Below are 25157 nucleotides of genomic sequence, written 5' to 3' on the forward strand. Positions count from 1 at the left end.
TAAACTATAGGTTAGAAATTTCGCTGGCAAAGGTCTGAAATTTATGTTAAAAGATGCTACCGGGAACTGAGAATTGTTTGTGCTGTATTTGCCTGGCTATAGTAGTTCTGGTTTTTGATGATCGTAACTATAGCCTGTGGTAATTCCTGCTTTTGCGCAACAGTTACATTTACCAACCTGAAGTTCGCTTCTCCTTTCAGCATGCGGGTGCGCCAGTCCCATTGGTTTATCGTTCGGTGCTGCCCGTTATCCATCCACCAGGCGGTATAAAGGGTGTCTTTCCCTTTTTGTAGCTCGCCCACATATACACTATAGTTACCGAACTGCCGTTGCTGCACATGCCTGAACTTATAGCCGCTTCCTTCCCAGCAAATCAAGGGGTGATGCTCGGTAGAATAAAATGCCTGTACCGGCTTCAGGTACACCAACACATCGTCGCTACTATACTTTGTAACGCCGTTTTCCAGCGTGGAGGTCTCAAATCCTTTTAACTCTGGAACTGTCTGTTCAAGTGCCAGCATAGGTTTTTCACTTCTGATCTTCAGACCTGTGCCTGCCAGTAACAGCAATAACATATAGTTCAGGAGCAAAGAACCTCTTAAGCTGATAGTAGATTTCAGATCTATAGTTTGTGAGACTTCAGCCAGGTGTTGTTGCAGCCATTTTGAAGTAAAATAGAAAGGCACAAGCGCATAGATCAGCAGGCAGAGCAACCCTAAAACATCGTGGAGTGGGTTGTCGGGCAGAATCTCAAACCAGACCAGCAGCAGGATGCGCAGTAAGTTGGAAACCAGGTTCAGAAGCAACATGAAACCTAACATTAACCCAATAAACCAAACGGGCAAAACTTTTTGGTTGGTACGTTGCAGGTGTGCCAGTATAAACACTGCCAGTATCAGGGCCAGCGACAGCATCGACAAACCTGCACAGGCTGGGTCTACTGAAAACTCTTTTCCATTTACAAGAATGATGTTACCTGCAGCTTCGGCCTGTTTTTCCATGGTTTTAAGTATGGCCACTGCCCAGGTGGTTAACTGCATCCGGAGCGGGAAACTGAGAATGTTGGCGATGTACTTAAAGATAGGAGAGGCCACGGCCAGCAAAAGAACTGGGTATAATGAGATCCTGCCAACTATAAGCTGCGCCCCACACCAAATAGCTACCACAAAAGTAAAAAAGTATAAGGTGCTGTTTTGCAATGTAGCCGCCAGAATAGCAAGTGCTATAGTTGCGATAAATAGGGCTGGTGCAAATACTTTTTGAAGCTGCACCTGCGCTACAAAAGGTACCAATACCAGCGCCAGTATCCATTGGCTGTCCCAGAGCAGGTACTCCCCCAGGAAAAATCCACCGACCAGCAGGTACAAACTTAGTACCAGCAACGGGATCAGCCATTGCTCAGTTGGGCGTAACGTGGCTAACTTCATCTCAGAAAGTAAGGTTTTAAGGTGATAAACCCGATAATGAGAACAGCCAGGATGATGAGCGCCCATTCTTCAGGTTCCGGTACCGCACCGGAACCGTTCATGCTGGCATTACCCAGGCTGTCTTTACTTTTTTGTATGTCGAAGCGTTTGTAATCTTCCTGCGTTTCGAGCACGATAAGGCTGGAAACCGGGGTCACTATATTTGCCTGGGTGGCTTCTGCAATCAGCTCATCTTCTATAAAATCCTTGCTGAAATACCGGGCCCCGATCTGCTGCAACACGTGGTTGTAAGCAAACAGGCGCAGCACATGATCCGGCGCAGTACCGGCTTCTATAGCTGCATTTGTTTTAACTATACCCAGCCCCGATTCTCCCAGGCGCACAGAGTTGTTATCTATAGTTGTGTTGATGAATTGCTGCTTCTGCAATAGGGTAGCCAGTTGTTCTGTACCGCCGTGCATGGGCGCAATTACACGCAGCTCTTTCAGGCTTTTAAAGTAAGGCGCTAGTTGCTGCCCAAGAGAAAATACTCTTATAGTTGCTTGTTGCGGCAACCCTTCAGCCATCTGTTCTGCAAACGGGGTGTCTTTCAGGTCGCTGAGGTTAGGTGAAACGCCGTTACTTTTACTGATGACCAGTGCCTGCTCGGGGTTTTTGATCTTGTGCAGCGGGAAGAGGGAATAGTTTTGTTGTTGCAGCAGGTTAAACAGTTCTGCTTTGCTCTGCTCGTTCAGTTGTACCAGTTTCCCATCCCAGGCATAAACAGGCTTTTGCTTTGCCATCTCCCATACTTGTTCAAACTCGCTCTCAGACCAGCTTGCATTTATATCCAGGTAAAGTTGCTGCGGCTCAAATGGTACAAACTGCTGAGGCAGCTCTGTGATACTATAGTTGTTGCCGGCAAAACTGAAAGCGCCTTTGGCTAATGCAGGTGTGCTAAACCGCAGGCTCCAGTCCTGGTTATAGTTGCCCTGGCGTTTGTACTCGTTGCTACGCGTTAGTTTATAGTTTGATGGTAATTGCAGACTGCTCACGTTATCGTCCAGGTAGATCATGGATGTTTCGGTGGCGCCCTGTGTTCCTGGCCCGGTAAAGTAAATGTTATCATACACGAGTGTTTCGCCTTGTTGCTGCAGTGGAGAAGTTACCCCGATCTTAAACTGGCGGTCTTCTTCGGGCGTGCACGGAAATACCCTGACAGATACCCGGTTGCCTTCCTGCCAGTGTACTACCGATGGGTCGCGGGCTTCTACGCCAACTATAGTTTTGTATGCGGTTTGTGCTTTGCTTTTTGTGGTGAGGTAGCCTTTTTCTTCGCGGCCGTTTATCCAGAGCGAAAGTGATGTAACCACGCTGCCTTCGGGTAAAAAGAATGTATAGATCGCTTCCTGCTGGTTGTTGCTGTGAGTCATGTTGTTATGCACACGCAGCACCTTCTCTGTGTAAGCTAGTCTAAAGTTCGGGTAAATGCGCACCTGCGATACCACATTGGCAGTGCTTAGGTTATTGCCCGACCAAAGGCGCTCTTCGGCCTGGTGGCGGGCATCGTACATGCTTTCCAGAATCTTTATCTTTTCTTTCCTGTCCAGGTTAGGCTCACCCAGCAATAGCACCGATAAGAATACCAGTGGGTCGTAGCGCTTTACTTCCTCAAAATTCTCGCTGGGCATATCCCACATACTGAACTCACCGCTCGGCACCTGGTACACCAGGTCGGTCTTCATCATGCGTTCGGTCAGGTAATCGGCTGGCAATTGCTGGCTTAGTTTTACCCAACGTGGCAGCGTTTCATTTTCCTGTATCACATAATCGTTCCCGCTAAAGGCAATCTGTTCGTCGCGGTTTTGCCATTGCCAGATATAAAATACCCCGAAAAGGATAGGAAATGCAGCGCCGGCCACAAAGCTGCGCAGGTATTGTCTGTCCTCCAAGGCTGCTTTGTACACCCCAAAACCCAGAGCCAGCACCACCCAAAGCGGCACATAAGTGTGCAACGACATCCCCAACGCCAACACCCCGAAAATACTGATGATGTAAAGTGGCAACATGTAAATGGCATAGGACACCCAAAGGATAGCGCTGGCACCAAGTATAAAGAGCAGCAACTGGTTCAGGAGTTTCGGTAACCGATCCCGGAAACTATAGGCCATCAGGGTAACACAGAAGAGTGTAACAAATGCCTCCAGCCAGGGAACAGAATCCTGAAAAATGCTCATCTGCCGGTTAAGCGAGTAACAGCTGATGATAAAAAGTACCAGATACAGATATAGGTATTGCAGGTGCTGGAAAGGCCTTTTAAATGAAAATACCCCTTGTGAGAACATCACCATAAAGTAAACGGCAACCAAACTATAGTTTATCCAGAACAGCCCGAATGATGCCTCATCTGTTGCCCCAACGCCCCACTCCGGAAGCATAAATAACAGGAAGGAAACTATAATCAGCCCGACCCCAATAAACTTCAGCTTAAGCTCGGTTTTAACAGGTATTTCTTTGATCAGTGTTTGCATATTTTTTGGCATAGTTGTGGTGTCTACCACATTAGAGGCAGGTAAATGGATAGTTTTTGAAAAGAAAGGAGGCGTGAAAAGTCGTGAGCTTACATAAACCCAAACAGCACCGGGAACAGGAATACCACGATAATCACCCAGATAAAATAAATCGGCAGGTAAGCGGCAATTGCCCTGCCTAATGCTGCGATATCACCCTTTTTAGTAATTACTTTGAAAAGTGAGCCCGTAACCAGCAGTAAGTTGAATAATATCAGAATATTGCTGCCTAAAACGGCCAGCCTGTTTGGTGTAATGCCCCATTCCGCAATCCGGAACATGATAGCTGACAAGGCAATGCTGTTGACAATGATGGTAACTATAGCCAGCAGAAAAAGTATCCAGGTGCTGGTGGCATCCTGCTCTTTCCGGGAGTTATCTGCGATGGAGAAAAAGATAAGTGCCATCACTCCCACCAGTAGCACATTGAAAAGTATCAGGAACTCGCGGTCATTGTAAGGGTCTTTGCCGGAAAAGGGAATCGCGATGAGGTAAATGGTAAGCATGATAAGCACCAGCGGACTGAAAATTTTGGCGATGACCGGAGATACTTTGTTTACCAGTTGGGGGTTGGTTTGGGTAAGGTACGTCGCAACTATAGGAATGGCAGCAGCACCAAACACCCCGACATATTCCGCATAAAACTCCTCTATCTGTAACCCGATTATTGCAAAAAGGCCAATCGTAATACCCGTCATTATAACGCCAGCAATTACCAGGAGCGCCGTCATGACAAGCAGGTCGCCATTGAAACTGAGATAACCCAACCGCTTGCTATAGTTGTTAAATTCATTGCCGGTATAGGCGGCACCCAACACTGCCCAGAGCAGCAGTGGCAAATGCAGGCAGGCCAGTACCAGGGTGTCATTCTCCAGAGTGCCGGGCAGCAGGTTAATGTAAACCAGAGCCACAAGGGTAAGTCCGGCTAACAAGGCTACTTTATTTACCTGAAGCTTGTTTTTCCAGGCGAAATAGGCAGTGAGCAGCGGGAAAACGATGAAGCCGATATTTCTGGGATAGAAAAATTCTTCCTCTACTGGTAAAAAGGCCGGTACCTTAGCTATAAATCCTGCTACCAGCGATGCCAGCAATACCAACAGCAGATCCCGGCCAGTGCCCCAGGAAATGTCGTCGCTTTCGTAACGAAGCCGTTCGTTCCAGAAATCAGCAAGCAGATTGCCTCTTAGGTCCGGATAAATGGATCTGAACTCCTGCGTAAAAGGAGCCCTGTTGTTACGGTATAACTTTTCGAGCTCACTTGGGTCGTTTAGGTGGGTTAGTATCTCATTTTTCATGGCTGATGATTTTATAGCTAAAGATGTATGTTGCTAAAACCTGCTGGTACCGGAGAGCTATAGTTTGTCGATCATATCGCCCAGATCACTTACGCCTAACGTAAACATGATCAGCACAATGCCCAACAGGATCTTAACTATAGCCGGGATGCCGAAACCAAACTTGCTTCGGATGTAGCTATTTACCGGAGGAAAGTAAACCAGCGAGATGAGCAGGTAAGCAATTCCCGGAACCGGGTGCACCAAAAACAGGTTCAATACGCCGATCGTAACCACAATCAGTGCGAAAATCCAACCAACTATAATCCATATAGTTGGTCTGTTATGCATTGTTATTTTATCTTCCATGATTACTTTATTTTATAGTGTTATCTAAGTTTGATAAGCCTTAAGCTACTCGTTTCCAGTTTTTTATTGTTTAACTTCCGGCAAATGGCGACCCGAAGATACCTACTGCCAGTTCGGCCCAGATCAGGAAAAGAGCTACCAGAATAACTGCAATTAAGCCGATGCGGTAATCAGCGTTTCTTACTTTCCGAATTACAAGTTCCACCACAAGTCCGGTACTAAGTAATAAGACGCCCATCACTATAAAGTCAAATACACCCCAGTTAACTTCGTTTGTAAACTGCATAGCTATTAATGGAATAGATAGTAAGAATGCTACTCCGAGCACTATACCAGTAAGTCTTTTGTTTTGCGTAATCATAATCGTTTTGTTTTTAAGTTATAGAATTATTTAAGTGTTTGAAAACTATAGTTTTAGAATGAGTTGGTCATCATTTCGATCTTGTCGAATAGCTCCCCGACGCCCATGGCAGCCCAGATAATGAAAAGGCCCACCAGTATCTTTACTAACCACATTTTAGGAATGGTAAAGCCTGTCATTTTGTAGAGGATGTCATTAACCGGGAGAAAATAGATGAGCGAAAGCAGCACAATGAAAATTCCGAAACCAGTGTCGCCGCCCCAAAATGTGTTCACTATTCCTATGAACAAAAAGAGTAGGCCAAATATCCAGCTGATAATGGCTATCGCAGTAGAGCCGTCGTTCACTGCTGTTTCTTCCTGAAGGTTTTCCTGGTTAGTCATGTTGTCGTGTTTAAATTTTAGGTTAGTTTTTATGCTGATTAGTAGGAGAGGGTTAGTCCCACATAGTCCCAGCCAGCCCCAGAACAGTTCCGAGCCACAGTACCACAATGAATACCACAAGGCTTAGCATATAGGCTATAATTTCCCGCCAGCCACCCTGAGCCCGTAAATGATCCATGTTGTAATAAAACAGCCCTCCTAAGGCGCCGGCAGCCGGAATTACGAGTAGCGGCCTGATCCACCATAGTTTAGACCAGTCTGGGTCTGGGTGCCCTGCAAGCACGAAAAACAGGCTTACAAATAAACCTACACCTGCGCCTATCAGCATCAGTTTTCCTACTGATACTGGATGAATTGGCTGATTCTGGTATTCACTTCTTTCTGTCATGATAATCGTATTGAAAAAATAATTCTTGTTTAAAGTACTTTGAAATGCAAAGTGTAGCTATAAAAAAAATATCAGTTGTCTTTCCGGTTGTTTAAAATAAGCTGCTCCAATGCATCCAAATGGTTGTTAAAAGCTTTTCGTCCTGCTTCAGTAGCGTGGTAAGTCGTGTTTGGCTTTCGGCCTACAAACTGTTTTTCTACGCGCAGATATTCGGCATCTTCCAGCGCTCGCAGGTGGCTGGCCAGGTTCCCGTCTGTTAATTGCAACGTATCTTTCAAAGTACTAAAGTCTACACGGTCTTCCACCATCAACACCGACATAATGCCTAGTCTTGCCTTGCTTTCGAAGGCCTTGTTTATATTTTCAAGATAATCTTTCACAGGTCTGCTAGCGTTCGTACTTAAAATACACCAGCGTACCATACACTATGTGCAGTACCCCAAAACCCAGCGTCCAGGCCAGTAAGCCATATCCTACAAAAAAGCTGGCTACCAGTCCCAATATGATCTCAATAATACCAAGGTACCGGATATCGCTCAGAGTATACTTGCTGGCATTTAGCAGAGCGCACCCATAAAAAATAAGCATTACCGGTGCCACCAGGTAAAACAGGTTGTGGTACATCAATACTAAACAAAAAACGCCACCAGCTGCCAAGGGTATAAACAGGTTGATCAGCATGCGCTCTGTTTTGCTATCCCAAACGCGGTGGCTGTTCTTTTTGGCGTTACGTGCTGTAAAGTACGTTGCAGCACTAAGGGCTAGTATAAAAACAATGCCCGCTACTGCCAGTATAAAAAAGATGGCTTCTCTGGTAAGCGTGAGGCCAACTATCTCATTATACACGATATTGTTTGTAACCAGGTACCATTTAACCACCGCTGCACCCAAAAGCGCCGAAACACCGGCTGCCACTCCTGAAAGTCCGCTGAGCGAAATAAACCGGGAAGAGCGATCCATTATCTTTCGGATCTCGTGCAGGTCTGCTAACTGGTCTTGCTGTTGATTCATGTTAAAGTACTTTGAGTTTCAAAGTTAATAATGCTTTACGTAAAGTCAAGTATAGTGGATGAAATATTTTTAAAATCTATATTTTATACTAGTTGATGATAACCTGATGGCTAAACTATAGTTAGTATAAGCATTAGCAATGAATATTTATGACCAACACATACTATAAAACCAAGACTGTTCTGATAACCGGAGGTGCCCAGGGCATTGGGCTGGGCATGGCGCAGGCCTTTGCACGCGAGGGTGCAAATGTAGTGATAACTGATGCCGACAAAGAAGCAGGGCTGGAAGCTGTGGAAAGGCTGCAAAAGGAGAAGCTGAAAGTTGATTTTATAATCTGCGATATCAGCCAGGAACATGAAGTGGCAGTTCTGATGCAACAGGTAGGGGAGAAGTATAACCAGTTGGAAGCGCTTATCAACAACGCCGGTATAGCCGACCCGTTTATGGGCGACCTGGGTGAAATGCTGATGTCGGAGTTTGACAGGATCATGGCTGTTAACCTGCGTGGTACGGTGCTGTGTTGCAAATATGGCTTGCCACTATTGCGCAAAGCGGAGCATGGGGCTATCCTGAACATCAGCAGTACGCGGGCTTTTATGTCGGAACCAAACACGTTTGCCTATTCGGCCTCAAAAGGTGGCCTGGAAGCACTTACACATTCGCTGGCCATAAGTCTGGCCGAAGACAGGATCAGGGTAAATGCCATTGCACCCGGCTGGATTGAAACTGGTAACTGGCAGAAAAAAAGCCAGCAATACAAACCCCAGCACACCAAAGATGACAAAGAACAGCATGCGGTTGGCAGGGTCGGTACCCCGGAAGATATAGCCGAAGCATCCCTCTTCCTTTGTTCCGATAAAGCTGGTTTTATCACGGGTCAAAGTATAACTATAGACGGTGGCATGACCGTGAAAATGATCTATAAATAGTAGACCGAATTATGAATTCGATCCTTTAAACAACTATAAAAGTTAAGAGGCCAATATATCAGATTGTATAACGAACAACTACCTTCCGTTGAATTTATAAAACCTACTTGCACTGGGTTTGGTAAACTATAGGCTATAAACAACTGCTGGTTATGTCTCAAACTTCCAATACGCCAACTATAATATACGTTACAAACCCGATGTGTGCCTGGTGCTACGGTTTTACAGCGGTGGTTCGCAGACTGGCAGCATTGTGGCGGGGCAGATTGCAGGTGCAGGTGCGGTTAGGTAATTTACAGGCCTATGCCACAGAACCTCTGCAGCGCGAAGAAAGGGAGCGAATCGCTACCAACTGGCATTGGGTACAGCAACGCACACACCTCCCTTTCGATTTCCGGTTTTTCCTGCAGAAGCGATACGTTTTTGCGACAGAGCCTGCCTGCAGGGCCTTGCTTTGCATGCGTTTGCTTAAGCCTGTTTTAACCCTGGAAGTACTTCGTGCCATGCATTCCGCGTTCTTCGCCGATGGCCAGGACATAACCGATACAGCTGTGCTGGTACGAATTGCCGGTATTTTTGGGGTGTCTGAAAACCTGTTTCTGGCTTTGTTTGAGTCGGAAGAAGTGATGCAGCAGTTAGATGAGGAGTTTGAGTTTATAGCTAATTTAGGAGCCACTAATTTCCCCAGTGTTTACCTCCAGACCCGCCACGGTGCACAACTGATCTCGAAGGGTTTTTGCCAGTTAGATGAGTTGGAACAAAGGCTTTTAGCGCATTTATAGTTTTTGTATTGTCATTTCGAGCGCAGTTGAGAAATCCTATATGTTATATTGTTGCCAGAGCTAGCAGTGTGCGCAGCTCCTGCTAGCGTCTGATGTTCTATAGTTGAATCGACTTTCAACTTGAACCAAGTTATCCTTGCAAATTTCCTCCAACCCTGGTAGCTCTACTCACCTATCGTTTTATAGGTAATTTGGTACCCTCATGGCCGGGAGGCCCCGTCTTCGGGCATCGCGCTGCTCCTTTCTCGCTACCCTCGTGCCTCGGTTGGCTGCGCCACCGCAACAAATCAAAGGCGCTCAACCCAAAGACTGCGATCTTTCACATAGTTATAATTCGTCTATAGTTTGAACCGCTAAGCTTCGAGATTTATCGTGGTTGTATTTCCGCAGGGACAGGTCGCGACCTGTCCCTGCGACAGGCTGTAACTATAGAACTATAAAACCAACTATAGTAAAGGCAGAAATTGTCCCCTTGAGGGGACTACAGGGGTGTTAAATCACCAACTATAAAACAATAATCTCAATTATAACAAAGGCAGAAAAGCTCCCCGCCTATACAAGTCTTAGACCCCGGACTTATTCCGGGGTAGAGGTTGGGGTGGTTGGACTACGCCAACTATAAACTATAGGCACCTCAGCCTTGTCCTTGCCGGGCCAGTTGAGTCAGGAGACTCAACACTATAATAAGTCACGAGTCTGCAGACTCGCGCCGGCGTAACATGGTAAAACCCTAACTATAAAACAATAAACTGAACGCTAACAAGAATCAGAATTATTGACAATAATATTAAATATGTCGTATATTTAGGAGCTATTATCGAGGTTGTAAACCACTACAGATAACTATGAGAACCAAGGCTACCACAAATCAGGTGGATGAATACATTGAAAAGCTGAACCCTGAAAAAGTGCATTTGGCGCAGGAAATCCGTCGCATCATTCATGCATCTGTTTCGCACCTAGAAGAATGTGTACGTTGGGATTACCCGTGTTATTTCTTTTATGGCCCGGTTTGTTATTTTGCATCTTCGCGTAGCGGTATCCACTTCGGCTTCTTCCGCGGAAAAGAGCTGTCTGACCCAGCCCGTAAACTAGTGAGTCGTAATGGCCAGCACCTTCATATCAAGATCCGTACCCTGGACGATATTGACGAAACTTATTTTGGAGAACTGATCCGGGAAGCTGTATTGCTTAATCAGAATTAGGGTTACTGCAGTCCTCGTGCTGGCAGGCATATCCCGCAACTTCCAACTCTACTGTAACATGTTGCACAGCCAGGTCAGCCATCATTTCCCGGATCCGGGTTTTTATAGTTTCGGTTTGCTCTAAAGGGAGGTTTTCAGTTATCACAGCATGCAACGTCAGCACATTATAGGTGCCGTCAAGTGTCCAGCTATGCAGGTCGTGAATCGATTGTATTTCCGGTAGTGCCAGAATACGATTTTGTACCTCGTCTAGGTTTATGTTGGTTGGCGTGCCCTGCAGCAATATCTTCATGCTCTGGCGCAGGTTCTTCACTACATTGTAAAGCACAAAAAGCGTAATACCTATCGATAGCAGCGGATCTATAGCAGGCCAGTCGAAAAAGTAAAGAAAGACACCGCCAACCAGCACCGCGATCCATCCCAGCACATCCTCCATCAAATGCAAACGCACCACGCGTTCGTTTATAGAGCTATCTGCTTTTAGCCTGAGTACTGCCGCGCCGTTTACAATTATACCTAATATGGCAAAACCGATCATTCCGAGAGCATTAACCGGTTCGGGGTTCCAGATGCGCGGAATAGATTCTGATAGGATTATAAAAGAGCCGACCAGCAGAATAACCGAATTGATGACAGCCCCCAGCAGCGAGAAACGTTTATAACCATAAGAGAAATTACGGTCGCTACCCTTTTTAGACAGCTTTTCGAAGTACCAGGCCAGTCCCAGCGAGAGCGAATCGCCGAGGTCGTGCAGGGCGTCTGACATAACGGCCACACTGTTTATCCAGAAACCACCTACAAACTCCAGTATAGTAAAGCCAAGGTTCAGGAAAAAAGCTACTTTTATATTGCCGCTTCCGTGGTGATGGTGGTGCGTGTGGTTGTGGTTATGTGACATAGTTTAAACAACGTAGCAAACGTGTTTTAGATGTTTGTGCTTAACTTTAGATGAATTTTCTGTTTAGCGGTAACAGGAAATGCGCTATAGTCTGAAATCACTGGTAAGATAACAAAAGAAACAGAGCTTACATGAGAGTATTGTTGATCGAGGATGAGCCCAAAGTAGCCTCTTTTATAAAGAAAGGTCTGGAAGAACAGGCTTTTGATGTTGACCAGGCCTACGATGGTACCTTTGGTGTTAAACTGGCCTTGCAGAACGAGTACGACCTCATTATTCTGGATGTGATATTGCCACACATGAGCGGGCTGGATGTTTGCCGGGAGATCCGGAAGAACAACACGACGGTCTCTATCCTGATGTTAACGGCCCTTGGCACCACCGATGACAAGATTACCGGTCTGGATGCCGGTGCCGACGATTACCTGACAAAACCTTTTGAGTTTAAAGAACTGCTGGCCCGTATGCGCGCCCTGAGCCGACGCAGCACGGATAATAATACCGGCGAAAAACTAACTATAGCAGACCTTGAACTGGATGTAGTTAAGAAGACCGTGACGCGTGCAGGCAAGCCCATTAACCTTACTGCCCGCGAGTTTGCGCTACTGCATTACCTGTTGCGCAACAAAGAACGTGTCGTGTCGCGGGTAGATATAACGGAGCAGGTCTGGGAAACCTCTTTCGATACAGGCAGCAATGTGATTGATGTGTATATAAATTTCCTTCGCAAGAAGATAGATAAAGATCATCCGGCTAAACTCATACACACGCTTGTTGGCATGGGCTATGTACTAAAAGAGCAACTGGAAGCATGAAAATAAGAAACAGGCTTACCATGCAGTTTGCTGGCATCTTTAGCTTGCTGCTGGTGCTTTTCTCATTGGTAATCTACTATTTTACCTCCATTTACAGGCAGGAAGATTTTTATGATCGCATACTTAGTCGTGCGCACGTGGTGGCTAAATATGTTTTTGATGCTGATGTAGCCGATGCCCGGACCAAACGCATGAACCAGATCCGTTTTTACCAGGTGCTGCCCTACGAAGTAGTAAAGATATATAACAGCGATAACAAGCAGATTTTTACAGAAGGCAACGGTGACCTGGAAGTGAGTGAAGTCTTGCTTGATAAAGTGCGCCAGGAGAAAGAAGTACATTTTGAACAGGACGTACGGCAGATAGTAGGCATAACCTATACTGACAACCAGGGCGAATTTGTGATACTGGCCTCGTCAGTGGATGCCTATAGTTTAAAAAAACTGCAACACCTGAAGGTAATTCTTATAGTTGGGTTGCTGGGCTCGCTGATAGTAGTATTGGTAGCTGGTTGGGTGTTTGCAAAAGAAGCCCTGCGGCCAATAACCAAAGTGGTTAGCGAAGTGGAAAAAATCACAGCATCGGACCTTCACATGCGTCTGAGCGATGCCGATGGTAAAGACGAGCTCTCGCACCTGGCCCAAACCTTTAACAAAATGCTGGAGCGCCTCGAGCTGGCTTTTGATATGCAAAGCACTTTTGTATCCAGTGCATCCCACGAACTACGCACACCGCTTACCACTATGATGGGTGAACTGGAAGTAGCTTTAATGAAGCCCCGCACACCCGAAGAATACCAACGGGTACTACAGTCTACCTTAGAAGATGCGCGCCTGCTGACAGAACTTTCCAATGGCTTGCTTCAGATAGCCCAGGCAAGTATAGACTCCTCTAAAATAGAGTTGGCTTACCTTAGGTTTGATGAAATTGCGTGGATGGCCCGCGACCAGGTTATTAAGCGCCGCCCGGATGCACACATCGACATTGATTTTGCAGAACTGCCCGAAGATGAGGACAGGCTTATAGTTAATGGCAACGAAGCTTTATTACTCATTGCGATGGTGAACGTGATCGAGAATGCCATTAAGTTCTCACCCTCGGGTAAAAGTGCTACCGTGCGCATCATGATCGGTAAAAACGATGTGAAGTTAGTCGTGAAAGACCGCGGACTGGGAATACATGAAGAAGACCTGAAACACGTTTTTGTGCCTTTCTTCCGGGCTGATAACGTGCGTAATATAACAGGCCACGGCATTGGTCTGCCGTTAAGCGAGCGTATTTTAAAGTTACACCGGGGTACTATAGAAGTTCACTCTAAAATTAACCAGGGCACCGAAGTAACGCTGACTTTACCACAGGCTTACGGAATTATTTCTGCCCGTTCCTGAATTTTAATCTCTTTTTAATCTCGTTTTAATTCCAACTTAATACCGCAGCTATAGCTTTGTTGCTTAGGTGAGACTAACAGCTTTCGTTCCTTCCCTTACAGATCATCTGTGGGGCGGGAGCGATCGTTGTCTCTTCATGAGATTAAAACAGTTTATGAAATCAGAAACAAATAAGAATACGCGTTTTTCCACGCTGGCCAAAGACATCCCGGCCGGATTGGTTGTTTTCCTGGTGGCGCTGCCACTTTGCCTTGGTATTTCGCTGGCGTCGGGTGCACCGCTTTTTGCCGGTATCATTACAGGTATAATTGGTGGTGTGGTTGTGTCGTGGCTTAGTGGGTCTTCCCTGAGCGTAAGTGGCCCCGCCGCCGGACTGACCGTTATAGTGCTGAATGGTATTGAAACGTTGCAGACCTATGAGGCATTTTTGCTGGCTGTAGTGCTGGCAGGGCTGTTGCAGTTAGTGCTGGGTTTTTTAAAGGCAGGTGTTATTGGTCTTTACTTCCCTTCGTCGGTTATCCGGGGCATGTTGGCCGCCATTGGTCTTATACTTATCCTGAAGCAGATACCGCACTTTTTGGGTGCCGACGAAGATTTCTTTGGTAGCCTGAATTTTATACAGCTTGATGGCAATAACACGTTCTCCGGAATCACTAACGCTTTTTCTGCTATTAACCTGGGCGCTTTTATAGTTGGACTTGTTTCGCTGGGTATTCTTTTACTTTGGGATACCCCTGCATTTAAGCGTGTAAAGCTGTTTAAGTTTATACCGGGTGCACTTATAGTTGTACTCTCGTCAGTTGGTATAAATGCGCTGTTCCTTAACTTTTACCCGGAACTGGCCATTTCAAGCAGCCACCTGGTAAACCTGCCCATCATCTCCAGTTTCCAGGATTTTGGCAACGAACTGCGCTTACCTGACTTTGCCTCCTTTACCAATCCATCGGTTTATGTGGTGGCGTTTACCATAGCTATAGTTGCCAGTTTAGAAACATTGCTTAGCGTAGAAGCTGTCGACAAACTGGACCCGCACAAACGACGCACGCCAACCAACCGGGAGTTAAAAGCGCAGGGTGTAGGTAACATGCTGAGCGGCCTTGTTGGTGGTTTACCAATGACGGCGGTAATTGTGCGTAGTTCAGCTAACATAGTAGCCGGCGGCGAAACCCGGTTGTCAAGCTTCTTTCATGGTTTGTTACTGTTACTTTCTGTGGTGCTGATGGCCGGTTTCCTGAACCAGGTGCCTTTATCTGCGCTTGCCGCGGTGTTGCTTATAGTTGGTTTTAAACTTACAAAGCCAGCATTATTTAAGGGGCAGTTCAAGCTAGGCTCCGAGCAGTTCATTCCGTTCATCGTTACTATCCTTGCCATCTTGTTCACTGACCTGTTGGTAGGTATCTGTGTTGGTCTGGCGGTAGGTATCTTCTATATTCTGAAAGCAAACTATAAGTCGCCTTACTTTTACCACGAAGAGGAGCAGAAAGACAAAGCACTTATCCGCATCAAACTGAGCGAGCACGTATCGTTCCTTAACAAAGCCAGCATTGTGCTAACCCTGGACCATATGCCAGCCAACAGCCACGTGATCATCGATGGTGAGAACTCAGAGTTTATAGATTACGATGTGCTGGAAGCGATACAGGAGTTTAAACAGACTGCTCACGAGCGTAACATCGTAGTGGAAGTACTGAATGTGCCCGCAGTAACGGCCATGGAAGTACACTAACACCTGTTTTAAAGTAAGTTAGCAGTGCATATTATAACTGAACTATAGCATGAAAAAGATATTAGAGAACAATAAGAAATGGGTAGCTGGTAAACTGGAGGAGGATCCGGATTATTTCAACAAATTAGCCCTGGGGCAGGAGCCACGTTATTTATTTATAGGCTGCTCCGACAGCCGTGTACCATCGTCTGCTATTACGGGTACTGGCCCAGGCGAAATGTTTGTACACCGTAATATTGCCAACCTGGTAGTGCACTCCGACATGAACCTGCTTTCGGTACTCCAATATGCCGTGGAAGTGCTCAAGGTAAAAGATATTATAGTTTGCGGCCACTATGGTTGTGGCGGAGTAGCGGCTGCGGCCAGCAACAAACAGTTCGGGTTGATAGATAACTGGCTTCGTAATATAAAAGATATGATGCGTCTGCACGAACGCGAAATGATGAGCATATACGATGAGGAAACCCGCCTGCGCCGCCTTGTAGAGTTAAACGTGATCGAGCAGGTACACAACTTGTCCAAAACCTCCATCATCCAGAATGCCATGCTAACCGATAACCCTCCGAAACTATACGGTCTGGTGTATGACCTGAAAGAAGGCTTGTTACGCGACCTGAATGTAGATATAAACTCGTTTAAGCGTTACGAACACATTTATAGTGTAACTGAAGAAAGTGAAATGGTTTAATTCTGCACCAATCTGAACCTGAACAGAAAAGCCCCGGTTTATGGCCGGGGCTTTTCTGTTATATGGCAGTTGCTGCCTGCGAATGTATTAGTAGAACAGGTAGCTCAGCATCAGGAAAATAGTAGAGTTACGACGCTCCTGGCCTACAAACGGACCTTCATCATCAATATTTTTCAGGCCGCCTGTGTAACGTACCTCCAGGCCAATGTTGCTGGCGCCACGGTAACCGATGCCGGCTGCATAACCAAGGTCAATGCTATAAGGGTGGTCGGTTATATCGGTTTTGGTAGATACTGTAGTATTGTTGTTAGTAGTTTCGGTTACACGTTTTGCTTTAACCATGAACGATGCCTGTGGACCCAGGTCGAAGAACAGACCGCCAGCCGAAACATGGAGCAACACCGGAACATCTACATAATTTAATCTGAATCTGTCTTCGGTGCTCGCTGCTTCTCTTTGGGCTCCGCGTGAGGTATAGATCGCTTCCATCTGTATCCCGATCAGTTCGTTAATGTGCTGCTGATAAAACAAACCGGCCGCATATCCTAAACGGTGATCATAATCTTTCGCGTCATCGCCTTTGAAATTTGAATAAGTTCCGCCAGCCTTAATGCCAAGCTGTTGTGCCGATGCAGCAAATGTGAGGGAGAAAAAGCAAAGCAATAGTACAATTTTCTTCATGAGTATAATTTCTAATAGTTCTTTTCTAAACTGCTGCAACGCCTGAATGAAGCAATGCAAGGCTTGCATAATTTTGAATTTTAAGGGCAGCAAAAGTGCAAATAAAAAAGCCTTGCTGCAATATATCAGCAAGGCTTTTTTTGTGGAGTTTCATCCACTATTCAAATGTAGTAATTACCATTGGTACCCGTATGTATAACGGGGCCGGTTGTAATTTCTACCACTCATAGTCTCTGCGCGAAGATGATCCGTAAGAGTAGGGAGGTCCGCTATAGGTACCTGATGATGATCTGCTGCTGCTCCCATAGCGGTTGTAGTCGCTATCGTGCTCGCGGTCACGCATCTCATCCATTCTTCTTCTGCGTTCTGCTTCTTCATCTCCGAACCATGATTTTATCTCATCACCGGCACGGTCAAAAAAGCCTCTGTCTTCGTCTCTATCGCGGTAGCCTCTGCTATAGTCGCTCATGTTGCGGTCTCTGTCGTAGCTGCCAGTGCCATAGTTTGAGCTTCTGTCATAGTTGCCTGAACCATAGCCTGTAGTACCAGTGCTCATGCTGCCATAAGAAGTGCCACGGCCATAGTTGGAGCTACCATAACCTGAGCCATAGTTAGATGTGCCAGAGCCATAGCCGGAACCAGTGCTGCCATAGTTTGATGAACCATAGTTAGAGCTACCTGAGCCGTAACGGTTGCTGGTGCCATAACCAGATGATGAGCCATAGCTCCTGTTTCTATTGTAATCATCATCGTCTGTCATGCGGTCCCATGCATTTGAAACACGATTTTTGGTACGGTCCCATGCATTTTCAATTTTGTCGCCGGTACGGTCCCAGCTATCGCGGCCGCTTCGGTCGTAGTCGCTTCCGTAGCGTGAGCCTGTAGTACCCATGTTTCTATTATAGTTTGATGAGCCATAGCCAGAAGACGAACCATATCCGGAAGAGCCATAGCCTGATGTGCCATAGTTGCTGCCGGTAGAGCCAGCTGAGCGGCCATACGTAGAGCCGCTGCCATATCCTGAACCTGAACTATAGTCGCGGCCAGAACCTAAAGTAGAGCCTGTTCGGTTAGCTCTGTTTCTATAATCACTGCTACTGCTATTTAAATTGTCGGAAAAGGAATTACTTGACGAGCCTCTGGACTCAGTTCGATAATTGTCGTTGTACGGGTTGTAACCCGAGTTTTCATAGCTTCTCATAGATTTTTTGGGTTTTCGATTAACAAAAAATTCAATTATAAATGCTGCCGGGCTTATGCCAATGCAACGTGTTTTTTTACGGCTCATTTAGCATTTAGTTATCAGAAAAGCACCAGGTAAGGCTGGCTAACGGGCAGGGTGTAATTATAAAATTTGTACTGCAAGCACCAGATTTTCTATAGTTATGCAAGACAAATCTGGTACTGATTTTATAAAACAAGAGCTGTTTTTCTCCTCTTTAACCCAGGCATTAACAGTTCTTTATGCTGTGTTTTGTATGTATTTGCACTATGAAAATAATATAGTTTGTTTTGTGTAGTTTTTAAAAAAATAATCTTGTTCTTAATTGGCTGTAAATTAAATGGTTTGTACTTTAGAATCACTTTAACAGGGTGCGGGCTTGAACTAATAAATGGTATTTTTTAGTTATAAGCTCATTGAGTAGATTAACTTTTAGCCAATATTACCATGAAATTGAAAACAATGCTGGCCGCTATGCTTGCTATAGTTGCCTTATCGGGTTGCGACGACCTTCTGGAGGAGGATAGTATGGCGCCAGATGGCTCTAACCCGAGCTTAACCATTAACAACCCTACCAACAACCAATCGGTAAGCCAAACAAAAGGACTCCGCATTTATGTAACAGCTGTGGATAAGGATGCTGTAAAAGTAGATGTTTCTGTAAAAGGTGATGAAACAAGCTTTATAACTTACAGCAAAATGTCGCGCAAAAATGTTGTTGATTTTGATACGCTTGTTTCTGTGGAGAACCTGGCACCAGGACCATACAAAATAGTGGTTCGCGCAACAGATGGCCGCACAAATGTATCGGAAGAGCAGGTGAATTTTATAGTTAATTAAGGCAAACAGCTTTACACATAAAAAAAGGGCAACTATAGCAGTTGCCCTTTTTAGTTGCCACAATAGCTAACCAGTTTAGAACTGGTATACTACCTGCCACTGGTCATTTATAGCCAGCGAAGCCTCGAAAGCGTTGCCGGTCTTGTGTGAGATAAAGCCTTTTATCTTCCCGGTTTTGCCTTTGGTAAGTAACGTAGCGATCTGTTTTTCAGAAAGTGTTTTTCCTCCTATCTCAAAAGGCACCTTAAACTGGCACCCTTCCCGGAAGCGACTGCAACCATAAGCTGTACTGCCTTTCAGCAATTTGCCTTGCTTACAGCGCGGGCAGGTCGCGAATGGGTCTGCGGCTTGTTTCTTTTCAGCTACTTCTACTTGTATCTGTTGGTCCTTCAACTTTAAGGTTCCATCAAAGCTGTTGCCATCTGCACCTTTTAATCCTTTTATAGTTGGTGTTTTGCCTTTGGTTAGCAGCGCAGTTACCTGTTTCTCGTTCAGGGGCTTTCCAAACTGCTCTATCGGAATTAAAAAACGACAGCCATCTTTGTACCGGATACAACCATACGCTGAGGAACCTTTGACAATATAGCCTTGCTGGCAGGCAGGGCAGGAGCCAAGTCCCTTGGTTGGTGCTGCTGGTTTATCTTTTGCCGGAGCGGCATTCTTTGCTTTTGGTGCAGCAGAAGTTTTTGCTGATGAAGTGGAAGATGCCTGCGGTTCTATTGTTACTGTTGCAGTATCGTATTTTACTTCCTGCACCAGGCTGATCACAAAGTTCTGGAGCTCCTGCAAAAAGGCTTCTGCTTTAAACTCGCCCCCTTCAATCTGGCGCAATTTCTTTTCCCACTGCCCGGTCATCTCCGCCGATTTCAGGGTCTGGTTCTTTATCACACCGATCAGGTCGATGCCCATTTGGGTTGGGATGATCTTCTTTTTGTCTTTGCGGATGTACTGGCGTTTGTAAAGCGTTTCGATGATGGCAGCGCGGGTAGAGGGGCGACCGATACCATTTTCTTTCAGGGCATCTTTCAGCTCTTCATCTTCCATCTGCTTGCCGGCAGTTTCCATGGCGCGTAGCAAGGTAGCCTCGGTATATTCCTTCGGCGGGTTGGTCATTTTCTTCTCCAGTAACGGCTCGTGCGGACCATGTTCCCCTTTATCGAAATGCGGTAATACACCGGTCGTTACTTCTTCAGCTTCACCCTCTTTAGCGGGAGCGTCTGGTTTTATATCTTCAGCCCCATACAACACGCGCCAGCCCGGCTCCAGAATCTGCTTACCCCTAACTCTGAAAGTATAGCCAGCCGATTCTGCATTCACAGTCGTGTTACTTACGATACAATCCGGGTAAAAAGCAGCTATAAAACGACGGGTAATGATATCATACACATCGGCTTCGCGGCCATACAAACTATTGGCAGATGCGCCGGTAGGTATGATGGCGTGGTGGTCAGTTACTTTATTATTGTTGAATACTTTCTTTGTCTTCCGGATCTTGTCCTGTAGCAGTGGTGCAACTTCATTTCTATAGTTGTCAAGGCCCTGCAATATGCCGGGTATCTTCGGGTAAATATCATCAGGCAAATACGTGGTATCCACACGCGGATAGGAAACCACTTTTTTCTCGTACAGGCTTTGTACGGTCTTCAGGGTCTCATCGGCAGACATGCCCAGTTTGTTGTTGCACTCAATCTGCAGCGAGGTAAGGTCGAAGAGGTTACGCGGTGCTTCTGTTCCTTTATTGGTCTCGACGTCGGTTATAGTTAGCTCAGCCTGTTTAATGGCCTCCATTATCTTCTGCGCATCTTCCTCTTTCTGGAAACGACCGTTGGTACTGGCAAAGGTTACATCGCGGTAAACAGTTTTCAGCTCCCAGAAAGGCTGCGGCACAAAGTTGGCGATCTCGTGGTGGCGGTTTACCAGCATGGCCAGTGTTGGCGTTTGCACACGGCCTATAGATAAAGTTTGCCGGCTGCCGTTCGCATACTTCAGCGTAAACAGGCGTGTAGCATTTAAACCCAACAGCCAGTCGCCGATGGCACGGCTTTTACCGGCCTGGTACAGCGAGTCGAACTCTGAACCTTCGCGTAGTTTGGCAAAACCCTGGCGTATGGCTTCTTCCGTAAGCGAGGATATCCAGAGGCGTTTGAATGGTTTTCTGTATTTGGCTTCGGTTAACACCCAACGCTGTATTACTTCTCCTTCCTGGCCGGCATCACCGCAGTTTATTACTTCTTCGGCATTATCAAGTAATTGTTTGATGATCTTGAATTGCTTCTGCACGCCGCTGTCCTGCATCAGTTTAATGCCGTATTGTTCCGGCAGCATGGGAAGGTCGTGTATGCTCCAGCGTTTCCATTCGGGGCGGTAATCGTCTGGTTCGCGCAGGGTACAGAAGTGCCCGAACGTCCAGGTTACCTGGTAGCCGTTACCTTCAAAATAGCCGTCTTTCTTTGTTCTGGCACCAATTACGTTGGCAATTTCGCGGGCCACACTCGGTTTTTCAGCAATGCAAACTTTCAAGCTCTTGTATCCTTTCTGGTGTTACTATAGAATTCAAATTTAACGCTTTTATGCGGGAATCGGTACCTTTTAACTAAATTGCACGCTCAAATCAGGCCACATTTTTACCCATGAAAGTAAGCGGTTTTACCTTTGTCCGGAATGCCATCAAGTATGATTACCCTGTGGTGGAAGCCATTAAGTCTATACTTCCCATCTGCGACGAAGTGGTGGTAGCCGTTGGTAATTCCGAAGACGATACGCTGGGCCTGATCCGAAGCATAGATTCCCCAAAGATCAGGATCATCGAAACCGTTTGGGACGATACCCTGCGACAGGGTGGCCGCGTGCTGGCCGAAGAAACTAACAAAGCCTTTGCTGCCATCTCGCCGGACTCTGACTGGGCCTTTTACATTCAAGGCGATGAAGTGGTGCACGAGCAGTTTCTTCCAACTATAAAAGCCGCTATGGAGCAGTATAAGGCTGATGCAAAGGTAGATGGCTTGCTCTTTAACTATAAGCACTTTTATGGCTCCTATGACTATGTAGGAGAGTCGACACGCTGGTACCGCCGCGAGATACGGGTAGTGCGTAACCGAAAGGACATTTACTCTTACCAGGATGCGCAGGGCTTCCGGAAAGGCGATAACGAGAAGCTGAATGTGAAGCCGATAGATGCCTTTATCTACCACTATGGCTGGGTAAAAGACCCGCGCGCCATGCAGGGCAAACGCGAAAGTTTTAACCGCCTGTACCACTCCGATGAGTGGGTGGAGAAGAACATTGCCACCGTAGAGGAGTTTGATTATTCGGGTGTGGACGCACTTGGACTTTTTAAAGGAACGCACCCAGCCGTAATGCAGAGCCGCATAAACCGGGTAAACTGGAAATTTGATTACGACCTGAGTTACAGACGATTTAGCTTAAAAGATAGGATCAGAATGTTTGTGGAAAGTATAACCGGTTACCGCCTCTGGGAATACAAGAACTATAAGATCATTTGATTTTAGGCAAAACAAAGTAATTATTTCGTAAACAACCCAAACCAAATAATTGCACTGCAGGTATATGCTATCAAATATATACCTGTCTATGCACTCCAGAAATCCCTTCTATACTTTTATTCATAAATTTTTGCTGTTGCTGCTTGCCCTGCCCATGCTGGCCTGCGAAAAGTTTGAATACAGCCCTTACGAAGTACGCCTCGACGATGATGAAATGCAGATAAACCAGCGCAACATCGAAAAAATACAGGCGCTCAATATCGCTGCTTCTGATACCCTCCGCTTTATACTTACTGCCGATACGCAGGGCTTTTACGAGGAGAACGAGATACTTGTAAACCACATCAACCGTAATTTTCCGGATGTAGATTTCCTGTTACTGGGAGGAGATATAACCGATTTTGGGTTAGTAAAGGAATTTACGATGGTGCATGATGAACTGAAAAGACTGAAGATGCCTTATGTGGCGGTAGTTGGTAACCACGATGCGATCAACAATGGCAAAGAGGTGTTCCAGGCCATGTATGGTAAATTCGATATCAGCTTCACAGTAGCCGGCAAAAAGTTTGTTCTGCTTAATACCAATCACCTGGAGTTTGACAAACAAGTACCCGACCTGGTGTGGCTTGAAAATGAACTGAAGGATGCGGCCAACTATGAACATGTGTTTGTGATGTCGCATATTGCACCTATCAGCAACGAGTTTGGTCCCCAAAAAGCTGAAATTTATGAACGCCTGCTTAGCCAGTATAATGTTAGTTTCTCGCTGCACGGCCATAACCATACCTACCAGTTTTATACCCCCGAAAACAGCATAGTCCCTCACCTTATAGCCGGCTCTACCGAGAAGCTGGAATACATTGTTTTTACAGTAATAGGAGATAAGGTGTCCTTTGAACGCGTTAAAATTTAAGACATTGAAAGCGATTATAAAATACCTGCTGCTTTTACTTCCCCTTTTAGGAGCAGCCTATACAGCCAATGCCGGCACCCTGCCAGACAGTACCGATACTGAAAAACGCAAATGGTATGCACCTGATGCCCTTACTCTACAATATGCTGGCAACCTTGGTATGTTCTCAGGTGGTGTAAACTATAGCTTTGTGCATGATAAACTGAATGCGGAATTTTTATATGGCTATATTCCTCGTTTTGATGCGGAAGAGGCATTGCACCTGCTATCATTTAAGGGTATTTACAAACCATTTAAGAAAGTGGAACTCGGGAACGATTATACCCTGACTCCGCTTCGCACTAACCTGGCGGTAAGCTATCATTTCCGGAGCCAGTTCTCGTCTTCGTGGGACAGTTCCTATCCTGAGAATTATTACTGGTGGATAAGTAGTTTCAGGTTGACAGGTGGGTTAGGTACAGCTATAAATAAGCGCATTGATGTTGGCAATTTTAAAGAGATCAGTTTGTATGGCGAGGTAGGAACCTATGACCTTATTGTAACATCGGCAGTAAAAGATAAGACTGTTACAGCCTGGGATATCATGAGCTTTGGGATTGGCACCAGCCTTAGTTTTTAACTTTTAAACAATGCAGCCAGCCGGAAAATATATTGTTATAGTTGGGGTAATTATAGTTGTTGTCGGGTTGCTGATTTGGTTTGCCGGCGACAAGATGAACTGGTTTGGCAACCTGCCCGGCGATATAAAAGTGGAGAAGAAAAACGTGCGTATTTATTTTCCGATCACGACCATGCTGCTTCTGAGTGCGCTGCTTTCGTTGTTGCTGTGGGTGTTCCGGAAGTTCTTCTAAACTATATCGGTTTTAAGGTTTAACTATAGTTTCCTATCTTGGCAGGGCAAAATGAGCCTTCATGTTTCCAAAGTTTAAACCGCATAAAGACGTTATTGCCATATTGGTAATGCTGATTGTTTTTCTGCTGCTTTGGTTAATCTTTTAACCTGATATGTTTTTCCTGCTATCCAAGCTGCTACATCTGTTTCTGATGCCTTTTTTATGGGTATTGCTGTTTCTTTTCCTGGCCCTGTTCCTGAAAAAACCGAAATACCAGCGAGGCTTTTTGCTGACGGCTTTAACTATACTGATCGTTTTTTCTAATCCGTTTTTAGAGAACGAAGCCTGGCGCGCCTGGGAAGTAGAAGCAACTCCGGTTAAAGAAGTGGGCCATTACGATGTAGCCATCATCCTTACCGGTATAACCGGCTACCGAGAAGATCTGCCAGACCGCATACACACGCACAAAGGCGCCGACCGTTTTCTACACCCATTGCAACTATACCGCTTAGGCAAAATAGAGCAATTCCTGATTACAGGCGGAGATGGACGCATAACCGGAACGGCTGTGCCCGAAGCAGAACAGATCGAAAAAGTACTGCTGATGGCTGGCGTGGCCGAAGAAGATATTATTACCGAAAGCAACAGCCGCAATACATACGAAAACGCTGTAAACACAGCAAAACTACTGGCAGAACACCCGGAATGGAAAAAGCGCCTGCTGGTAACTTCAGCGTTTCATATGCGCCGCTCTGCAGCGTGCTTTAAAAAAGCAGGCATAGAGACTGACGTCTATAGTACAGACTTTTACTCCGCCCCGCGCTACCTTACCCCCGACGAAACTATAGTTCCGAATGCAGGCTCGCTTAGCAACTGGCACCTGCTCATTCATGAAATAGCCGGTTATATGGTGTATAAACTGATGGGATATTTATAGTTTAAGAATTAGAGATTTTAGGAGTTAGAGAG

Annotated in this window: 26 protein-coding genes; 13 read left to right on the plus strand and 13 right to left on the minus strand. The window is 45.9% G+C overall.

Translation table 11 applies throughout. From position 1 onward, the window contains the following. Window positions 1-56: 56 nt before the first annotated feature. The 9 genes from xrtN to ABS362_RS09035 all read right to left on the minus strand — a co-directional run bounded on the left by xrtN (window position 57) and on the right by ABS362_RS09035 (window position 7762). Window positions 57-1427 carry an exosortase N gene (gene xrtN / locus ABS362_RS08995; protein ID WP_350412094.1) on the minus strand — a complete coding sequence of 457 codons (1371 nt, stop codon included), beginning with the start codon at window positions 1425-1427 and terminating at the stop codon, window positions 57-59. Continuing rightward, window positions 1424-3937 (minus strand): XrtN system VIT domain-containing protein, encoded by a 2514-nt coding sequence (locus ABS362_RS09000; RefSeq protein ID WP_350412095.1) that lies wholly within the window; start codon window positions 3935-3937, stop codon window positions 1424-1426. Before ABS362_RS09000 ends, xrtN begins: the two co-directional genes overlap by 4 nt. Before the next feature lie 89 nt (window positions 3938-4026). Continuing rightward, the gene (locus ABS362_RS09005) at window positions 4027-5271 is read right to left on the minus strand and encodes a hypothetical protein (protein ID WP_350412096.1); all 1245 of its coding nucleotides are present in this window, start codon (window positions 5269-5271) and stop codon (window positions 4027-4029) included. Window positions 5272-5328: 57 nt separating this feature from the next. After that, a complete protein-coding gene (locus ABS362_RS09010; RefSeq protein ID WP_350412097.1) occupies window positions 5329-5619 on the minus strand; it encodes a hypothetical protein in 291 nt (96 codons plus the stop codon). Between the two features lie 70 nt (window positions 5620-5689). Beyond that, window positions 5690-5980 carry a hypothetical protein gene (locus ABS362_RS09015; protein ID WP_350412098.1) on the minus strand — a complete coding sequence of 97 codons (291 nt, stop codon included), beginning with the start codon at window positions 5978-5980 and terminating at the stop codon, window positions 5690-5692. 53 nt (window positions 5981-6033) lie between these two features. Further along, window positions 6034-6363, minus strand: coding sequence for a hypothetical protein (locus ABS362_RS09020; RefSeq protein WP_350412099.1), 330 nt, complete (start codon window positions 6361-6363; stop codon window positions 6034-6036). 52 nt (window positions 6364-6415) lie between these two features. Beyond that, on the minus strand, window positions 6416-6751 hold the full coding sequence (locus ABS362_RS09025; RefSeq protein WP_350412100.1) for a potassium transporter KefB: 336 nt from the start codon (window positions 6749-6751) through the stop codon (window positions 6416-6418). 71 nt (window positions 6752-6822) lie between these two features. Beyond that, the gene (locus ABS362_RS09030) at window positions 6823-7131 is read right to left on the minus strand and encodes a winged helix-turn-helix domain-containing protein (protein WP_434086519.1); all 309 of its coding nucleotides are present in this window, start codon (window positions 7129-7131) and stop codon (window positions 6823-6825) included. A gap of 7 nt (window positions 7132-7138) precedes the next feature. Next, complete coding sequence (locus ABS362_RS09035; protein ID WP_350412101.1) at window positions 7139-7762, minus strand: hypothetical protein; 624 nt, start codon at window positions 7760-7762, stop codon at window positions 7139-7141. A 149-nt stretch (window positions 7763-7911) separates the two neighbouring features. Here ABS362_RS09035 and ABS362_RS09040 point away from each other — a divergent pair, with 149 nt between their 5' ends. From ABS362_RS09040 to ABS362_RS09050, 3 genes are all read left to right on the plus strand, one after another. Beyond that, window positions 7912-8694, plus strand: a complete 783-nt coding sequence (locus ABS362_RS09040; RefSeq protein ID WP_350412102.1) for an SDR family NAD(P)-dependent oxidoreductase — start codon at window positions 7912-7914, stop codon at window positions 8692-8694. A gap of 152 nt (window positions 8695-8846) precedes the next feature. Further along, a complete protein-coding gene (locus ABS362_RS09045) occupies window positions 8847-9476 on the plus strand; it encodes a DsbA family protein (RefSeq protein ID WP_350412103.1) in 630 nt (209 codons plus the stop codon). An 845-nt stretch (window positions 9477-10321) separates the two neighbouring features. Next, window positions 10322-10681: a DUF1801 domain-containing protein gene (locus ABS362_RS09050; protein ID WP_350412104.1), complete on the plus strand. Its 360-nt coding sequence runs from the start codon at window positions 10322-10324 to the stop codon at window positions 10679-10681. On the opposite strand, the gene ABS362_RS09055 is transcribed toward ABS362_RS09050, so the two are convergent. Next, entirely contained in the window at window positions 10668-11579 is a 912-nt protein-coding gene (locus ABS362_RS09055) for a cation diffusion facilitator family transporter (RefSeq protein WP_350412105.1), read from the minus strand. The genes ABS362_RS09050 and ABS362_RS09055 overlap by 14 nt on opposite strands. 131 nt (window positions 11580-11710) lie before the next feature. Here ABS362_RS09055 and ABS362_RS09060 point away from each other — a divergent pair, with 131 nt between their 5' ends. The 4 genes from ABS362_RS09060 (at window position 11711) to ABS362_RS09075 (ending at window position 16196) form a co-directional block, all read left to right on the plus strand. Continuing rightward, window positions 11711-12394: a response regulator transcription factor gene (locus ABS362_RS09060; protein ID WP_350412106.1), complete on the plus strand. Its 684-nt coding sequence runs from the start codon at window positions 11711-11713 to the stop codon at window positions 12392-12394. Next, window positions 12391-13782, plus strand: a complete 1392-nt coding sequence (locus ABS362_RS09065; protein WP_350412107.1) for a HAMP domain-containing sensor histidine kinase — start codon at window positions 12391-12393, stop codon at window positions 13780-13782. The genes ABS362_RS09060 and ABS362_RS09065 overlap by 4 nt, the downstream gene beginning before the upstream one ends. Window positions 13783-13936: 154 nt before the next feature. Continuing rightward, window positions 13937-15508: a SulP family inorganic anion transporter gene (locus ABS362_RS09070; RefSeq protein WP_350412108.1), complete on the plus strand. Its 1572-nt coding sequence runs from the start codon at window positions 13937-13939 to the stop codon at window positions 15506-15508. A gap of 49 nt (window positions 15509-15557) precedes the next feature. Then, entirely contained in the window at window positions 15558-16196 is a 639-nt protein-coding gene (locus ABS362_RS09075) for a carbonic anhydrase (protein ID WP_350412109.1), read from the plus strand. Between the two features lie 87 nt (window positions 16197-16283). On the opposite strand, the gene ABS362_RS09080 is transcribed toward ABS362_RS09075, so the two are convergent. Further along, the gene (locus ABS362_RS09080) at window positions 16284-16877 is read right to left on the minus strand and encodes a porin family protein (protein WP_350412110.1); all 594 of its coding nucleotides are present in this window, start codon (window positions 16875-16877) and stop codon (window positions 16284-16286) included. Window positions 16878-17094: 217 nt separating this feature from the next. Next, window positions 17095-18078, minus strand: coding sequence for an SWFGD domain-containing protein (locus tag ABS362_RS09085; protein ID WP_350412111.1), 984 nt, complete (start codon window positions 18076-18078; stop codon window positions 17095-17097). A 468-nt stretch (window positions 18079-18546) separates the two neighbouring features. Between ABS362_RS09085 and ABS362_RS09090 the strand changes: the two genes are divergently transcribed. Beyond that, complete coding sequence (locus tag ABS362_RS09090; protein WP_350412112.1) at window positions 18547-18939, plus strand: Ig-like domain-containing protein; 393 nt, start codon at window positions 18547-18549, stop codon at window positions 18937-18939. Between the two features lie 75 nt (window positions 18940-19014). On the opposite strand, the gene ABS362_RS09095 is transcribed toward ABS362_RS09090, so the two are convergent. Then, window positions 19015-21459 carry a type IA DNA topoisomerase gene (locus ABS362_RS09095; protein WP_350412113.1) on the minus strand — a complete coding sequence of 815 codons (2445 nt, stop codon included), beginning with the start codon at window positions 21457-21459 and terminating at the stop codon, window positions 19015-19017. Window positions 21460-21569: 110 nt separating this feature from the next. Here ABS362_RS09095 and ABS362_RS09100 point away from each other — a divergent pair, with 110 nt between their 5' ends. The 5 genes from ABS362_RS09100 (at window position 21570) to ABS362_RS09120 (ending at window position 25125) form a co-directional block, all read left to right on the plus strand. After that, the gene (locus tag ABS362_RS09100; RefSeq protein ID WP_350412114.1) at window positions 21570-22442 is read left to right on the plus strand and encodes a glycosyltransferase family protein; all 873 of its coding nucleotides are present in this window, start codon (window positions 21570-21572) and stop codon (window positions 22440-22442) included. Between the two features lie 88 nt (window positions 22443-22530). After that, window positions 22531-23355, plus strand: a complete 825-nt coding sequence (locus tag ABS362_RS09105) for a metallophosphoesterase family protein (protein WP_350412115.1) — start codon at window positions 22531-22533, stop codon at window positions 23353-23355. A 4-nt stretch (window positions 23356-23359) separates the two neighbouring features. After that, complete coding sequence (locus ABS362_RS09110; protein WP_350412116.1) at window positions 23360-23974, plus strand: hypothetical protein; 615 nt, start codon at window positions 23360-23362, stop codon at window positions 23972-23974. 10 nt (window positions 23975-23984) lie between these two features. Beyond that, window positions 23985-24206, plus strand: coding sequence for a DUF2905 domain-containing protein (locus ABS362_RS09115; RefSeq protein ID WP_350412117.1), 222 nt, complete (start codon window positions 23985-23987; stop codon window positions 24204-24206). A 154-nt stretch (window positions 24207-24360) separates the two neighbouring features. Next, window positions 24361-25125 carry a YdcF family protein gene (locus ABS362_RS09120; RefSeq protein ID WP_350412119.1) on the plus strand — a complete coding sequence of 255 codons (765 nt, stop codon included), beginning with the start codon at window positions 24361-24363 and terminating at the stop codon, window positions 25123-25125. The last annotated feature ends 32 nt before the right edge of the window (window positions 25126-25157 follow it).

This window comes from Pontibacter populi (assembly GCF_040278685.1).
In the GTDB taxonomy this organism is placed as follows: domain Bacteria; phylum Bacteroidota; class Bacteroidia; order Cytophagales; family Hymenobacteraceae; genus Pontibacter; species Pontibacter populi.

Coding starts and splice junctions, on each gene's coding strand:
- xrtN (WP_350412094.1), bottom strand. CDS start 1,427: ATGAAGTTAGCCACGTTACGCCCAACTGAGCAATGGCTGATCCCGTTG.
- ABS362_RS09000 (WP_350412095.1), bottom strand. CDS start 3,937: ATGCAAACACTGATCAAAGAAATACCTGTTAAAACCGAGCTTAAGCTG.
- ABS362_RS09005 (WP_350412096.1), bottom strand. CDS start 5,271: ATGAAAAATGAGATACTAACCCACCTAAACGACCCAAGTGAGCTCGAA.
- ABS362_RS09010 (WP_350412097.1), bottom strand. CDS start 5,619: ATGGAAGATAAAATAACAATGCATAACAGACCAACTATATGGATTATA.
- ABS362_RS09015 (WP_350412098.1), bottom strand. CDS start 5,980: ATGATTACGCAAAACAAAAGACTTACTGGTATAGTGCTCGGAGTAGCA.
- ABS362_RS09020 (WP_350412099.1), bottom strand. CDS start 6,363: ATGACTAACCAGGAAAACCTTCAGGAAGAAACAGCAGTGAACGACGGC.
- ABS362_RS09025 (WP_350412100.1), bottom strand. CDS start 6,751: ATGACAGAAAGAAGTGAATACCAGAATCAGCCAATTCATCCAGTATCA.
- ABS362_RS09035 (WP_350412101.1), bottom strand. CDS start 7,762: ATGAATCAACAGCAAGACCAGTTAGCAGACCTGCACGAGATCCGAAAG.
- ABS362_RS09040 (WP_350412102.1), top strand. CDS start 7,912: ATGACCAACACATACTATAAAACCAAGACTGTTCTGATAACCGGAGGT.
- ABS362_RS09045 (WP_350412103.1), top strand. CDS start 8,847: ATGTCTCAAACTTCCAATACGCCAACTATAATATACGTTACAAACCCG.
- ABS362_RS09050 (WP_350412104.1), top strand. CDS start 10,322: ATGAGAACCAAGGCTACCACAAATCAGGTGGATGAATACATTGAAAAG.
- ABS362_RS09055 (WP_350412105.1), bottom strand. CDS start 11,579: ATGTCACATAACCACAACCACACGCACCACCATCACCACGGAAGCGGC.
- ABS362_RS09060 (WP_350412106.1), top strand. CDS start 11,711: ATGAGAGTATTGTTGATCGAGGATGAGCCCAAAGTAGCCTCTTTTATA.
- ABS362_RS09065 (WP_350412107.1), top strand. CDS start 12,391: ATGAAAATAAGAAACAGGCTTACCATGCAGTTTGCTGGCATCTTTAGC.
- ABS362_RS09070 (WP_350412108.1), top strand. CDS start 13,937: ATGAAATCAGAAACAAATAAGAATACGCGTTTTTCCACGCTGGCCAAA.
- ABS362_RS09075 (WP_350412109.1), top strand. CDS start 15,558: ATGAAAAAGATATTAGAGAACAATAAGAAATGGGTAGCTGGTAAACTG.
- ABS362_RS09080 (WP_350412110.1), bottom strand. CDS start 16,877: ATGAAGAAAATTGTACTATTGCTTTGCTTTTTCTCCCTCACATTTGCT.
- ABS362_RS09085 (WP_350412111.1), bottom strand. CDS start 18,078: ATGAGAAGCTATGAAAACTCGGGTTACAACCCGTACAACGACAATTAT.
- ABS362_RS09090 (WP_350412112.1), top strand. CDS start 18,547: ATGAAATTGAAAACAATGCTGGCCGCTATGCTTGCTATAGTTGCCTTA.
- ABS362_RS09100 (WP_350412114.1), top strand. CDS start 21,570: ATGAAAGTAAGCGGTTTTACCTTTGTCCGGAATGCCATCAAGTATGAT.
- ABS362_RS09105 (WP_350412115.1), top strand. CDS start 22,531: ATGCACTCCAGAAATCCCTTCTATACTTTTATTCATAAATTTTTGCTG.
- ABS362_RS09115 (WP_350412117.1), top strand. CDS start 23,985: ATGCAGCCAGCCGGAAAATATATTGTTATAGTTGGGGTAATTATAGTT.
- ABS362_RS09120 (WP_350412119.1), top strand. CDS start 24,361: ATGTTTTTCCTGCTATCCAAGCTGCTACATCTGTTTCTGATGCCTTTT.